We start from the raw sequence: 14,074 nt of genomic DNA, 5'->3' as shown, positions 1-14,074 counted from the left end.
GCCTCCTATTTTGTCTCGGTTTCCACGGGAACCTCGATGGCAGCCCTGGTGCCTCCCTGCGGCCTGGACTCTATGCTGAACACCCCGCCGAGATGCTCTACCTTCTGCTGAACATTCAACAGCCCGAACCCGCCGCTTCTGGAACGGGTGCCGTCGCCGGCGCCTGGCTTGAGGCCTGTCCCGTCATCCTCCACCTCGATCACGATGCGGTCCCCGACCCGGGTGAAGCGCACCCGGCATTTCTTGGTCCCAGCGTGCTTGGCCACGTTGAGCAGCAACTCGCGGACCGCCTGGAACACGGTGGAGCGCACCTCGTAGCGGAGCGGTTTGTCCTTGCCGTCGTCGCTGAACTCCACTTCCAGACCGAAGTCGGCGTGCAGTTCCTCCCCCAGCCAGCGCAGCGCGGCTTCCAGGCCGGCGGTGGCCAAAACGGGGGGACGGATCTGAAAGGTGAGCGACCGGATGTCCTGAAGGGTCTGCTCGATCAGGGTCTCGACCCCCATTGCCTCCGCCTCGCACTCCCCCAGGGGAAGGTTGCTCGCCAGGGAGTCCAGCTTGATCTTGGCGAGGATCAGGCGCTGCCCCACCTGGTCGTGCAGTTCGCTCGCGATGCGGTCGCGCTCCCGCTCCTCCGCCATCGAGATCTCGAATGCCATCTCTTGCAGCTTCTGCTGCTGGGCCAGGAGTTCGACCTCAACCTTCTTGCGCACCTCGATCTCCTGGATCAGATGCTTGTTGGTCAGGGAAAGTTTCGCCGTCCTAAGCTGCACCTCCCGCTCCAGTTGCTGCCTCGCCCCCAAAAGTACCTGCTCGGCGACCTTGCGCTCGGTTATATCCATCACCGATCCGGTGAGGCCGATGACCGCGCCGGTCTCAGCGAACAGGGGCTGGAAGCTCACCAGCCAATGGCGCTCCCCGCTGGGCCAATCCGCTTGCCCCTGGACCTCCAGGTTCAGCAGGGATTCGCCCCGTTCCAGGACCGGGCGCCACATCTCCTTGAGGGCGACCACGAACGCCGGGGGGTGCACCTCGTCGATGGTTCTGCCGACATGCTCGTCCATGGGCCTGCAGTTGTAGCCGGCCATCTGCTCGTTGAGGCGCAGATAGCGCATCTCGCGGTCCACGGCGAAGAGGCCGACGGCAGTGTGGGTGTAGATGTTGGTCAATTCCTGCAGCTGCATCCGGTAGCGGCTCTCGCTTCGGTGCAGCGCCTCCTCAGCCCGTTTCCTCTCGGTTATGTCCGAGATGAACCCGTGCCAGAGGGTGCCGCCGTCGGGAAGCCGCATGGGGCGCGCCTGCCCGCGCAGCCACCGCATTCCCCTGTCCGGGACATCGATGCGGAACTCGTGCTCCCAAGGCTCAAGCGTCTCGGCCGATCGCCGAAAGGTCCCCAGTATGGCCTGGTACTTCTCGGGGTGTAACCTCTCGAAGAGCTGGGCAGGCTCCTGGAGAGGCGCCGCTGCGTCGCCCTGATTGAGCTCGTCCCCCCCCCTGCTCACGTAGGGGGTACTGAAGAGGCCATCCGGGGTGAGGCAGGCCTGGAACAGTATGCCGGGGACCTGGCTGGAGAGGCCGCTCAACAGGTCGTGGCTTTTTTCCAGCTGCCCGGTGTAGTCCTGGACCTTGTCGAGAACGCAGTTGAATACCCCGGCAAAAAGCGCAAGTTCGTCGCTTCCCCGGCACTGCATCCTGTGGCTGAAATCCCCCGCTGCGATCCTCGCCACACCTTCGTTTAAGAGCTGCAGCCTGCGGCGCAAAAGGGAATTGATGAAAAAGGCATTGGCCCTTCCCCCAGCGACCACCAACAGCACGAAGGCGAAGGTGAGGAATATGGTGCGAAAGTTTGCCCTGTTGTAGCGCTGGCGGGTCAACTCCTGCAGGGCTGCCGAGGATTGCTGCAGGGCGGAATCCTTAAGCATGATCTGGCTGTAGAGCCGGCTGGCCAACTCGTCGTGGTGCGCTCTCTCCAGCTCCGGGCCCGACTTTCCGCGCAAAAGCTCGACCAGCCGCTGCGAAACCAGCTCCGATTCCCTGAGGTCCGCCTGCACCTTCTCCAGGACCTCGCGCTCTTGCGGGGCGCGCAGATGCTCGTTCCCCAGCCGGATCGACGCCTCCGCGTCGCGGTTCAGGCCGAACCACTGCACCCTGGCGCGTTCCAGACCGTAGAGGAAAAACTCGTCGCGCAGCGTGGCACGCTCGAAAACGATGGTCTGGATGTCATCCGACAGCACGTCGTTTTGTCGGGCCGAGTTCAACTCCCGCGAGGACCAGAACAAGACGGCCGCTCCGAAAACGAGCAGGCTGAAGAACATGATGGAGCTGATTTTCATCCGCTCGGCAAAGGTCACGCGCTCACCTTCTGGTGTTGATCTTTATCGCTTCAGGCTTCACCTCCTGCAGTGGCCTGACGTCAATGTACTCAAGATAATTCGGCATGGCCGCCTCCGGCACCGGCTTGCGCCTCAACGCCCATCGGCTCTCCTCCTCGAGCAATAGAATCAGCGAGTGTTCGAGCGAAACCCTGAATCTGCTCGCGTTCCAGAACTCGCCTAGTAGCTCGGGGCTCAGCTTCAAGGTCGCGGCCACCAGGGTCCGGGCCTCTGCCGGATGCAGGGAAGCAAAAGCCTCCGCCTTGAGCAGGGCGCGCAGCACGCGCTGCACCAGATCCTGGTTAGCGGTGACGTAGCTGCGGTTTCCCGCCAGGACGTAGGTCTCGGTGTAGAGGTAGGGATCGTAAAATATCCTCCCGGCTGCACCCAGTCCGGTTGCAGCCTCCTTCATGGCGGGATTCCAGGTGGAGGCCGCGTCCACCTCGCCTGCGGCGAGTGCAGCCGGCATCTGCTGCGGGGACAAACCTACCAAGGTCACTTCCGACCTCTCGATCCGTTGCGCCATCAGGAAAGTGTCCAGAAACATCTCAGAGGTGGTGCCCGGGGTGTATGCTATCCGCTTCCCACGCAGCTCGGGTGGGCTCGTGAGCCCCCTGGCGACGACGCCGTTGTTCTGCCACGAGGTGAAGATGCTGGCGACCAGGGAGATCCGCTTCCCGTTCAGCGCGGCGAAGACAAAAGGAGTCTCAGCCACGGTCGCCAGATCGGCCTTTCCCTCGATAACGGCGGCCAAAGCCTGCCTTCCGAAGCCGAACAGACTCGGCTGCAGCAGCACGCCCTCTTCCAGGAAATAACCCTTGGCCATGGCGATATGCACCAGCGCGCAATCAGGCTGCATGGTATAGGCAAGCCGCAGTGGAAGCGGCCGCAAAGGCTCAGCAGGGGTCTTCGACTGGCAACCGAGGACCAGCAATGACAAAATCAGGATAATTGCAGCTCTTTGCATTGACACCTTCCCCTCCGACTGGCAACCGCAAAGCTACCTGACCGGTTACGAGCTGCCAAGAGAGGGCTTACTCTGTTTCAGCCTGATTTCGTTACGCAACTGCCATTATGCCCGGTTGTTTAAAAAGTACAATACTTTTTGTGGGAATGAACAAAGCGGTTGTAGAAGAACGTTCAAGATTGAATGGATATAGAAAAAGGGCGAACTCTAGTTCGCCCTTTCTTTGTCAAACTATAAACATAGTGCCATTAACCACATTTAACACGAATGAAACAGAGTCATTACTTTTACTTCTTGGCCGTTTTGACAGTCTTCGCGAATCTGGCCGATACTTTTGCCAGTGAGGCATGGTCCGGGTACTTCTCCAGGCTGGAAGAAAGGCGCGCGATGCGCTCGTCCAGCGGGGGATGCGTCGAGAACCACGACCCCTTCCCGGAATCGCTCGCCTCCAGCTTTTTCAGCTTCTGGAGCACGCTGATCATGGCGGCCGGGTCGTACCCGGTGCGGTAGGTGGTCTCCAAGGCGGCCAGGTCCGCCTCGTACTCCATCCCCTGGTCCAGCCCCTTGTCGAAAAGGGTCGACTGCAGGTCGCCGATCATGGATTCGAACTTCTTCCCCTCGCTCCCCTTCATGGTAGCGGCGGAGATGGTCCCCACCCCCTGGAGGAACTGCGCGCGCCGGATGCTCTTCAAGGCATGCTTTTCGGCCACGTGGCCTACCTCGTGCGCCAGCACAGCCGCCAGTTCCGCCTCGTTCTCGACCACGTCCAAAAGCCCGCGGCTGATGAAGACCATCCCGCCTGGGGCGGCGAAGGCGTTGCGCACCGGGCTGTCCAGCACCACGAACTGGTAAGGGATGGTGGAGCGCCGGCTGTTCCTGGCCACGGCGTTTCCTACCAGGTTCACGTACTTTTGCAGCGCCTCGTTCGACACCGGCTTGCCGAAGCGTTGCATGCTCTCAAGCGCCAGGCTCTGCCCCACGGTCCGCTCAGTGGCATAAGTCATCTCCTGCGAGGAGGATACGACCTGGGTCGCGCCGGAGAGGATCTTCCCTTCCTTGGATTCCGGGTTCATCAGGTTTTGCAGCTTGTCCTGCCAGCCGGCGTGCGCCTCGGTGGAGCAGAGGCAGGCGAGTGCCAAAAACAGCGTCATGGTAAACGATTTCATCGCATCCTCCTTTTATTGGGCGTACTCGCCGATTTTGCCTTCCTTTAAGAAGGTCCTGACTTCCTTGTCGCTCACCTTGCGGGAAAGGATCTTGTCCAGTTCCTTCTTGAGGCTCTCGGGGGTTCCCCTTTGCTTGGCGTACTGCGCCACTTCGGGCGAGAGGCCGCGGATGCTGCGGGCACTGTCCGCCTTGGCGGTGTTGATCTGGCTTTTTTGCATGGAGTCGCCGAAGAGCCCGTCGCCCCCACCCACCTCGGCCACCGGCGCGGTGTCGGAGACGCGACCGGCGTATACCCAACCTTCTTTCCCGTTCGCGCTTCGCACCTTAAGCCAGCGACCCGCCCCCTCGACTACGGTCAATTCCGCCCCCACCGGCAGTTCGGCTACGCTCGCAGCGGTCACCGACTGTTCGGCCTTGAGCGCCGTCCCCTCGCTTACCACCCAGCGCTTCTCCGCGCCAAGCGCGGGCGCCGCGGCCAGCGCCAGGAGCAAAAGCGCAACTGTCGTCTTTTTCATGGCTTCCTCCTTTTTCTTTATCCGCCGCATGCATTGTGCGGCAGGACGGTTCTTGATGCAGAGATGTCGAACGCCCCCTCCCGCAAGGTCACTAGGGAACTCCCGGGAACAGCCCCCCCCTCCCGCAAGGGGAGGGGGAACGAAAGCCTCCGCAAGGGTAGGGGGGAGTTTTTCGGCTGGTACAACATCTTGACCAGACAACTCTTCGAGTTGCGAGATTCTACTGGTAATCCCCGGTGAGCACAAACGCCCCCCAATACCCCGGGTGCGGATAACGGTTCCTTACGTGCAGCATGGCCAGGCGCAGCGCCTCGGCCTTCGAGCTGCGGCTGTAATCGCGGTAGAACTGCTTCATCAGCACAGCGCTGGAGACGTCGCTCACCCGCCAAAGGCTCGACATGAGCGCGTGGGTCCCGGCGAAGAGGAAGGCGCGGTTCATCCCGATCACGTCGTCGCCGCTTCTCACGTCCCCAAGCCCGGTCTGGCAGGCGGAGAGCACTACGAGGTCCGCCTTCACGTCCAGCCCGAACACCTCCTCCGCCTGGAGCCTTCCGTCCGCCTTCGCGTCCTTGGCGAGCCGGATCGAGGAGAAGAGCGGGTTCACCGTGTCGAACTCCCCGTGGGAGGCGAGGTGGATGATCCCGAAGCGGGAGATGTTCTCCCTCACCCAGGTCTCGGTGGCCCGCTCGCGGGTAAGCGTGGTGACGTCGCTGTAGTTCCAGCGCAGCGTCCCCGCCTCCTTCTCGGCGAAGGGAAGGTCGAGCGCGGAGTTCCCGAGGTCTGGGTTCCCCACCGCCAGGATGCGGAGGTTCTTCTGGGCCTGGCGGCGCGACAGGGTGTGGCGCAGTACCGACGCCGCGGGGAGATGGAACAGGGTCTGCCGGTCGATCAGGTAGTTCCTGCCGTCGTAGAGCGTCGCGAAGGAGAGGTAGTGGAGGCTTCCGTGCGGCACGATCCCCACAGGCTGCAGCTCCTTCACCCCGGCCAGAGGCTCCGCCAGAAGCAGCTGGTACAGCTCGCGCGAGCTCTTCTCCAGGGGCTCCAGGTTCTGCAGCATGCGCCGGTAGTTGGAGATCTTCTCCGCCAGATCCTTTGCCGCCACCGGGAGCACGAAGAGCTTCGACCCCTCTTTGGTGAGGCGCCAGCAAAGGAGCCGGTCCGGCAGCTGGTAATAGGAAAGGAGCGTCACGCCCGGCTCCAGCAGTGAGCGCACCTCGTCCCCCCCCACCGGGGCCACCTTCACCAGCGAAAGGAGCTCCGGCCGCCGCCTCTCGATGTCGAGCAAGAGGTCCTGGTAGTCGGCCTTCAGCCGCTCCAGCGCCTCCGCGTACATGGCGCGCTCGGTCTGCTTTACCGCCTGAACCGAGAGCTGCTCCTGTTCCAGGATCTGCTCCTTCAGCCGGTTCTGCCGGTCGTAGAGCTCCTGGTCGCCGGCACCCGATAGGGAGAGCCGCTGCCTCCCCAAGATGTCGATCAGGTTCCTGGCGCGGGAGCGCTCCGCCACCGCGAAGGCCTCGTCGGCACGCGCAAGGTCGACCAAAAGCCCCACGAGGCCGGTGTAGACGTCCATCTTGTCGGCCAGGAAGCCGTCTTTGAGCTGATCCAGCCGGATCTCGGCGCGCAGTCCCTCCACCGTGTCGAGCGCCTGCCGGTAGGACTCGATCGCCGCTTTGCTGTCCCCTCCCTGCTGCTGCAATCGGGCAAGGCCTAAGAGGGCGCGCCAGCGCACCTCCCGGACCAGCATGGCGTCGGCAAGCTCCAAGGCCTTGCGGTAGCTAGCCTCGGCCTGCGCGTTGAGAAGGCTCTTAGCGCGGGCGTCCCCAAGGGCCAGGTGGATCTTCGCCTGGTTCACCTTGTCGCCGATGGCGTCGGCCAACTGCGCCGATTCAGTCAGGAGCTTCAAGGCGCCTGCCGGGTCCCCCATCTTAAGCCTGGTCTGCCCGAGGTTTCTCAGATCGTAGGCGATGGCCCAGCGCGACCCCAGGGAGCGGTCGATTTCGAGCGCTTTGCCCAGCGTCTCCAGGGCTCCCTGGTAGTCGCCCGACTCGCGCTGCACGAGGCCGATGTTGTTCAGCGTGGTGGCGCTCTCGTCCCGCCGCACCTCCAGTTTCCCGGCCTTGGCCAGCGCCTCCCTCAACTCCAGGAGCGCCCGTTTGTTGTCCCCCAGGGTCCACCAGATCAGGCCGCCGGTGTTCTTCGCCATCACCTGTTCCAGGGGCCAATTCTCTTTCACCGCCGCCTTTTCCACCTGCTCGCGCAGATCGAACGCCTCCTGGTAGCGCCCCTGGAACCAGGCGTTGTTCCCCTGCTCCAGGACGATCCGCATCCGGGTCTTCAGCTCCGAGTTCCCAACCTTGCCGAGCGCCTCGCGGTAGAGGAGATCGGCGGCCGGGAAATTCCCCAAGAGCCTCTGGCAGCGTCCGCGGTCGAGGATTGCCTCTGCCTCCAGGGCGCCGCTGCCGTTCTTCGCGTAGAGCTCCTGGGCTTTCTTGTAATAGCTTTCGGCGACGGCGAACTGGTTCAGGCGCAGATCGTAGATCCTTCCTAAGTTCCGGTACTGGTCGGCCAACGACAGCTCGTCCTTCAACTGCAGGCGCAGCCCGGCCGCCTCCTCGAAGAGGGAGCGCGCCGCGGGGTAGTCGACCGCGTTTTCCATCACCGCGCCGAAGTCGGAAAGGGCTGCGGCCTGGTCCTTGGTGAGGCCCAAATCCGCCAGTATCCCCACCCCCTCCTTGAGCGCCGAAGCCGCCTCGCCGAAACGCTCCAGCCTTCCCTGCAGGAGACCGAGCCGCAGGAGTGCGTCCGCATGCTCGGCGGAATAAGGCTTCTCCTTGGCAAGCCGCTGGACCAGGAGGTTCGCGTGCTCCACGGCGCGTTCGGTCAATCCCGCGCCGAAGGCGCTTTCCCGGGCATGCCGGTGCAGCGGGGCCGTGTTCTTGGCAAGCTCCGGAGTCGAAGCCGCAATGACGAGCGCGTTGTCGAAAAGCGCCAGCGCCTGCGGGTAGCGCCCATCGTTATGGGCCTTCACCCCCTTTTTCACCATCTCGGCGAACTGCTTTTTGGCGAGCTTCGCGCTCTCGGCGGCATCCCCCCCGAAATCCCCCACCAGAAGCCATCCGGCGGGAAGCTTGCGCCTGGCCAAGGCGAGCGACTCGGTGGCATATGCGCGGACGAAGGGTTGCGCGTCCCCCGCACCCTTATCGGAGACGAGGAGGCTCGGCACCCCCACCAGCGAGGCGAGCTGCCCCAGCTCCCAAGCCCGGTCCAGCCCATCCTTCGGTGCCACCACGAGCGACACCGACTCTCCCTGCGCCAGCTCCAGCAGGTCATGTCGCGCGCCGGCCGCGTCCTCATAGGCGGCAGTCGCCCTACCCCCCTCTCCCGGGCGGTTGGGAACGGCGGCAAGAAGCCCCGCGCCGCCGGCAAGCGCCAACGTGTGGGCGTCGGGTAAGGAGTGCGGGGGGAGCTTCACGAACGGCTCCAGTGTGGGCCACCATGCGGCCTCGTCCAGCACGCGTGAGCGCAGCGGCCGGCGCCCGTCTACCGAGCGGAGCAGTTGCGTCGCCGTCACCCCCCAGGTGAGGACCGGGGCGGAGGCGAAGCTTCCCGGCTCCTCGTAGACCGCCACCGCCGCCGGGTCCTGCAGCCGCGTTAAGAGCGCGGTTCTATCCAGCGTCTCCGCGGCGACGCCCGCTTTGCCCCCCAGGGTGAAGAGGAGGAAGCGGTCACCCGAGAGGCGCGCCAGACGCAACACGGGTTTTCCCGGAAGACGCTCCAGGACGTCTATCGCCTCCACCGGCTGCGGGGTCAGGAGAGCGCAGAAGGGTTCCCCTTTCCCTGCCGCACAGCCTTTCCTGAAGCCGGAGAAGAGGGAGTCGAAACGCTCCCGCTCCTTCTCACCGCCGCCGGGAAGCGCCAGCACGAAAGCCGCGAGCCGCAAAGTCCCCGGGCCGGCGAGCCGGTAGAAGGAGGGAAGCTGTTCCAGGTCTTTGCCGAGAAGCGAGTCGATTACCGTCTGCTCCTGCTGACGGCGCAGTTGCAGGTAGGAAAGCTCCCCTTGCGCAGGAGGCTTGGCCAGCTCCGCGTTCACCCGGTCCAGTTCGGCCAGGCGCGGCGCCGCGCTTTTTAACGCCTGTGCCGTCACCGGGTCCGAAAGCCCCAGAAGGGTCCGCCCCAGTATCTGCACCCGCTCCAATTCGCTAAGGCGCTCCAAAAGCGCGAAGGCCTGCTCCGCGTCCTTTGCGGCCAGCGCCTCCAGACGGGGGGCAAAACGCGCAGTCAACTCGCCGCGAACAAGGTCGTAGGCTGCTGGGGAGATCCGCTCCAAAAGCGCCAGCGCCTCGTCGTAGCGCGAGAGCGCCGCCATGGAACGCCAGGCGAAGGAGTCGCTCCCGCTTTTCTGCGCCTCGGCAAGCGTCGCGGCGAAGCCGGCCTGGGCCGCGTCGGGAAGCCCCAGCGCCGCCAGCGTCTCGGCGCGATTGAGCCTTGCCGCCAGCTTCGAGCGCGGCAGGTCGGCAGCTTCCTCTTTCCCGGCTGATGCTTTGAGTGCGAGTACCCGGTCCCACCCGGCAACGGCCCGGTATAAAAGCGCCTCGCGGCTTCCGTCCGCGGGAAGCCCGGCAGCAAGCCTGGAAAGGATGGCGCCAACGTCGTTGCCGTAGCGGGCGAGCGCGTCGGGAGGAAGCGTCTCGCGGTAGGAGCTGATAAGGGCCGAGGTCCGCGCCTCCAGCTCCAGGAAGCGCCCGGCCTCCACGCCTGCGTCCTTTTCGGGTATCAGCATCCCGTAGTTCACCAGGTTCAGCATGGCGCCGACCGCGTTGCCGCTCCTGACTGCGATGGCCGTGGCGTCCCTGAACTGAGCGGCAGCGGCGTCCCGTTCCCCGCGGGCGAAGGCCAGTTGGGCGCTTCGGTGGATGAGGAGCCCGACTCCGAAGAGGTCACCCTCGGTTAGCTCCTCCACCTTTTTCGGGTAGCGCTCCAGAAGCTTCGCGAAGAGTTGCGCGGAGGAGGCGTTGTCCCCCAGGTCCCCGTAGATGCGGGCCAGGTAGCTCTCGGCCAGGCGCCGCTCCTGCTCCGCGCTGAAGCCGAAGGCTGCCTCGGTGGCCCCTCCCTTGTCGAGGGCGACGTTGGCCTGGACCTTGAAGAGCCCCCCTCCCCTGCCGGCGGAGGCCTTTTGCCGCGGCGGGTACTGGTCGATCAGCGACAGCACCTCGCGGAAGCCGTCCCGCGCCTCTGTGAGTAACCTGTGCCGGTCGGCGCCGGAGGCTTCGGCCGCCTCGCGGTAGGCCGCGATGCTCGCGGAGCGGCGGTTCGCCACCAGGTTTTCGGTGCGGCCAAGGTCTCGGTTTAATTTGAACGCCCGGTCGAAATGCTCCCGCGCTAGGGCGAAGCGGTCCGCGTCGAGAGCGGCGAGCCCCAGCCGGTCGTGCAGCTCGGCACCCGTCTCCACGAGCCGCGGCACCGCGTCCAGGTCGCGCTCGACCCCGGCCAGCATCCCCTGCAGCTCCTGCACATGCTTCGCCTGGGCGGCTTCCCGGCCGGAGGCGGCGACGAGCTTTCGCTCCCGCGAGATCAGGCGCCTAAGCGCCGCGTCGAAGCGCAGCCAGGCGGCGGAAGGGGGAGGCTCCACCCGGTCCGCGCCCAATAGTTCCAGCTCGGCGTTGATTGCCTGCTGCTCGCGCAACCCCTCTTCCTGGGGTGCGGAGAGCTTGGCGCCCGAGAAGAAGCGTTCGACGGCGCGGCGGGTGAGCCGTCCGAACTGCTCCAGGGGGCGGGCCGTGTCCAGGCGCGACTCGTTCAGCTTGAGCGCCCTCTGGTACCCATTGAGAGCCCCTTCCTTCTCGTGCACCTGGAAGGCGACCGCGGCATAGCGCTGCTGGAACAAAAGCTCCGTGTCCGGGTTGTCGAAGGGGACCGCAGAGGCAAGGCGCGCCGTGTAGTGGTTCCAGGCCATCGAGTTACGCCCGAGGAGGTAGGCGATGTTGCCGATGTTCAGGTCCAGGTTGGCGGCGTTGTCCGGGTTCTCCTGGGGGCGGTTCAAAAGCTTCGCGCGCCGGTAGAAGTTGAGCGCCCGCTCCAGCCCGCCGCGCTCGCCGTGCACCGTCTCCAGCACCTCGGCGATGTAGCCGCGGGTCTGCGGCGGATACTCCGAACCCGGAAGCCTCTCGGCTGCCCGGGCGATGAGCCGGCCCCCTTCGAGCAGGCGCTCCTTCCCCGGGAGGTAGGTCTGACAGAGCCCCGCCGCGTAGAGAAGGACCGGGTCGTCGGGGTAGCTTGTCAGCATGCGCTGGTAGAGGGCGAGGAGCTCGGGTGCCTGGTTCTGAGCGGCCACCGATTTGATGTAGCCGCGGTGCGCCTCCAAGCTCCGCCCCTCGTAGCGAATCAGGTCCAGGAACGCCGCCCGCGCGGCGGAGACCTCTCCCTGCCGGTACAGGCTCTCGCCGGCAGCGAGGCTCTTCCTGATGAAGGCCGCGCGAGCCAGCTGGTAGAGGGGGGCGTCCTCGGGATGCTGGGCCATCTCCTTTTCGTAGAGCGCCGTAGCCTCCCCGAAACGCTCCTCACGGTAGAGGATCTCGGCGAGCGCAAAGCGTGCCGCCGCCGTCGGGGTCGCCACGGGGGGGTACTTCTCCAGCACGGTCCGGTAGGCGTCCTTGGCCCTGACCCAGTCGTCGCCGCGGTAGGCGAGGTCGCCGATCCGGTTCCAGGCCCCCATGGAGAGGCGCGGCAGCGTGGTGCGGAACTTTTCGGCAAGGGCTGCCAGGCGCTCGCGCGGGTCCCCAGCCTGCGCCGTCAGCTGCCGCAGGATCTCCGCGATAGCCGCCTCGGCCCAGCGCTCCTGGCCGTCGTAGCGGCGCGCCACTTCGGTGAGCGCCGCCACGGCCCCCTCCCCCCCCTCGATGCGGGAGAGAAGCGCTGCCCGACGGTAGGCCGCCTCGGCGCGTATCGCCTCGTCGGCCCCTGCCCCGTTCCCCGCCTTTTCCAAAAGTGCTATGGCGGCGAGCTGGTCCTCGGCCCCCGAGCCGAATTCGGCCATAAGGCGCGCCCCGTCCACCAAGGCGCGCGCAGCGGCGTCGGCACCCTTCCCCTCGCCCGCCTGCACCATATCCTTCCGCGCCTCGGCGATCACATCCTTGCGGCGGCCGGATACCACCACCTCGCCGCAGCGGCGCGCCGCTTCCAGCCTGATGCGGGCGATTTCGGCCAGCGCCGACTCCGCGGGGAAAGAGGCATAGCGCCTGGCGGCCTCGACGTAACGGGCCTCGGCGCCAGGAAGGTCCCCACCCTCTTCCAAGACCCCGGCGAGGGCGAGGGAGGCAAGCGCGCCCTCTCGGCTCGGCTCCTCCTCGCGGGCCAGCACGCGCAGGCAAGCAAGACGCGCCATGGCGGGGTCGGCCGGCTGCCGCTCCAGGATGAGGCGCGCCAATTGCCACTGCCCGGCCAGATCCGGCCGGTCGGGAAGTTCGCCGGAAAGCGGAAGCGACAGCACCTGTCCGCCCCCCGTCTCCCCGGCGACGAAGAGCACCCGGTCCGGCGCGGCCAAGGGGGCGGCGGTGGAGAGAAGACCGGAGGTGAGCGGGAAGGCGGCGGGAAGCCCGTCGCTCCCCTTGCGGGAGAGCTTCAGCCGGAAGATGGCGCCACCTTCCGGTCCGGTGGCCGAGTCCCCTGAGGGTGGGGCGAAACGGGTGAAGAGGATGGTGTCGGAATCCTGCCAGGTGGGGTAGAGGTCGCGCTCAGGCCCCGAAGTAAGCTGGGTGAGCGAGCCGCGGTCGTAGAGCCAGAGGTCCCCGCCGGCGTCCTTCTCGCGCGAGACGAAGGCGAGCTTTTCCCCGTCCGGGGAGGGGGCGGCGAACGCCGCGTCTATGCCGATGGGAAGCGCTTTGGCGCCACCCGCTGCAAGCTCCAGGCGGATGATCTCGCGCCGCTCGCTGCCCGGGAGCTGGCGCTGGTACAAAAGCGCCGACCCGTCGGGGGAGAAAGCGGGGGCGTCCTCGCCGGCGTCGTTGCCGGTCACGCGGCGCGGTTCGGCGTCCAGGCGGGCAAGGTCGATGAGCCAGATGTCCCCCTTCAGGTCGTCCCGCTCGTCGGCATAGGCCAGAAGCGTCGCGGCGGCGTTGAAGGCAGGCGCGGAGATCCGCATCGGGCTTTGGCGCAGAAGGCGCGGGAGCGCCTCGGCGTTTCCCGGCGCATGCAGCCAGAGCTCGTAACCCGCGTCCCCCCTCTCCACCGTGGCCACGAGCTTACCGTCCCGCGATCTTGCCGCGTAGAGCACCGAGCGGGGGGTGTAGACGGCGGGGGCAGGCGCGGACTCCGGCCGCGACCTGGGGGCGGGGCGGGGAGCCGCCGGTGCCAGGAGCTCCTCTCCCAGCGGCGCCGCGCCGGCGCCGATCCCGGCAAGGGAGGAAGCCAGTGCCAGAAGGAGCGCAATGCGAGCGGGCGCGCCTCTCATTGGTTCACCCATTTGCCGTCGTCACCCTGGACCCTGGTGCCGGGGGCGCTATTTTGACGGTTGATGCGGGCGAAGACCTTCCTGATCGCGGGAAGATCCTTCGCGGTGAAGTTCTCATTGGTCCGCACCACCCTGAGCATCAGGATCTCGCGGGACCGGTTCACCTCGTCGACAACCTGCTTGAATTCCCCCTCCGTGAATCGAGCCGCGAAGGCCTTGAGGTCAGCCGGCGCCTTTTCCGGAAGCGCGCGCTCGAAGGGGGCGAGCGTCCCCTCCAAGCTCTCCCCGACCCACCCCAGCCGCTTGAAGGTATCCACGTCGTCGGCATGGAAAGCTATCGCCTCCAGCGCCTGTGCCGCCTCCTGGTGTTCCGGCGAGTGTTTCTGCGGTGCGTCCACCTTGCCGGTGGGGGATACGCCGCGCACCGAGGCGACAAGGAGCACGTCCTCCGAGAGCGCGTTATAGGTACCGAGCACCTGGTTTTCCAGCGAGGTCCTCTCGCTCACCACGTTCACGTCCACCTTGGCCAGCGTGCACCCCCCGAAAAGGAGCGCCGCCAGCAACAGCAAGCTTGCCCCACTTCCGACCCGGACGCCGGAACGTTGAACGT

6 protein-coding genes are annotated in these 14,074 nt (G+C 65.9%); all 6 read right to left on the bottom strand.

Going from position 1 to position 14,074, the window contains the following annotated elements; all coding sequences use genetic code 11:
• Window positions 1–5 precede the first annotated feature (5 nt).
• The 6 genes from GBEM_RS02220 to GBEM_RS02195 all read right to left on the bottom strand — a co-directional run bounded on the left by GBEM_RS02220 (window position 6) and on the right by GBEM_RS02195 (window position 14,033).
• Complete coding sequence (locus tag GBEM_RS02220; RefSeq protein ID WP_012528886.1) at window positions 6–2,348, bottom strand: PAS domain-containing protein; 2,343 nt, start codon at window positions 2,346–2,348, stop codon at window positions 6–8.
• A 4-nt stretch (window positions 2,349–2,352) separates the two neighbouring features.
• A complete protein-coding gene (locus GBEM_RS02215; RefSeq protein WP_012528885.1) occupies window positions 2,353–3,336 on the bottom strand; it encodes an ABC transporter substrate-binding protein in 984 nt (327 codons plus the stop codon).
• A 287-nt stretch (window positions 3,337–3,623) separates the two neighbouring features.
• Window positions 3,624–4,502 (bottom strand): M48 family metalloprotease, encoded by an 879-nt coding sequence (locus GBEM_RS02210; RefSeq protein WP_012528884.1) that lies wholly within the window; start codon window positions 4,500–4,502, stop codon window positions 3,624–3,626.
• A 12-nt stretch (window positions 4,503–4,514) separates the two neighbouring features.
• The gene (locus GBEM_RS02205; RefSeq protein WP_012528883.1) at window positions 4,515–5,018 is read right to left on the bottom strand and encodes an SH3 domain-containing protein; all 504 of its coding nucleotides are present in this window, start codon (window positions 5,016–5,018) and stop codon (window positions 4,515–4,517) included.
• Window positions 5,019–5,238: 220 nt separating this feature from the next.
• Window positions 5,239–13,464: a CHAT domain-containing protein gene (locus GBEM_RS02200; RefSeq protein ID WP_012528882.1), complete on the bottom strand. Its 8,226-nt coding sequence runs from the start codon at window positions 13,462–13,464 to the stop codon at window positions 5,239–5,241.
• The gene (locus GBEM_RS02195; protein WP_226373917.1) at window positions 13,461–14,033 is read right to left on the bottom strand and encodes a DUF1318 domain-containing protein; all 573 of its coding nucleotides are present in this window, start codon (window positions 14,031–14,033) and stop codon (window positions 13,461–13,463) included. The genes GBEM_RS02200 and GBEM_RS02195 overlap by 4 nt, the downstream gene beginning before the upstream one ends.
• Window positions 14,034–14,074 lie beyond the last annotated feature (41 nt).

It is taken from the genome of Citrifermentans bemidjiense Bem, from assembly GCF_000020725.1.
GTDB classification, from domain to species: Bacteria; Desulfobacterota; Desulfuromonadia; order Geobacterales; family Geobacteraceae; genus Geomonas; species Geomonas bemidjiensis.
Note: the sequence above shows the minus strand (reverse complement) of the source record. Positions and strands in the feature narration are given on the sequence as shown.

Bases quoted from the DNA above. Each gene is read 5' to 3' on its own strand.
- GBEM_RS02215 (WP_012528885.1), bottom strand. From the start codon at position 3,336: ATGCAAAGAGCTGCAATTATCCTGATTTTGTCATTGCTGGTCCTCGGT.
- GBEM_RS02210 (WP_012528884.1), bottom strand. From the start codon at position 4,502: ATGAAATCGTTTACCATGACGCTGTTTTTGGCACTCGCCTGCCTCTGC.
- GBEM_RS02205 (WP_012528883.1), bottom strand. From the start codon at position 5,018: ATGAAAAAGACGACAGTTGCGCTTTTGCTCCTGGCGCTGGCCGCGGCG.
- GBEM_RS02200 (WP_012528882.1), bottom strand. From the start codon at position 13,464: ATGAGAGGCGCGCCCGCTCGCATTGCGCTCCTTCTGGCACTGGCTTCC.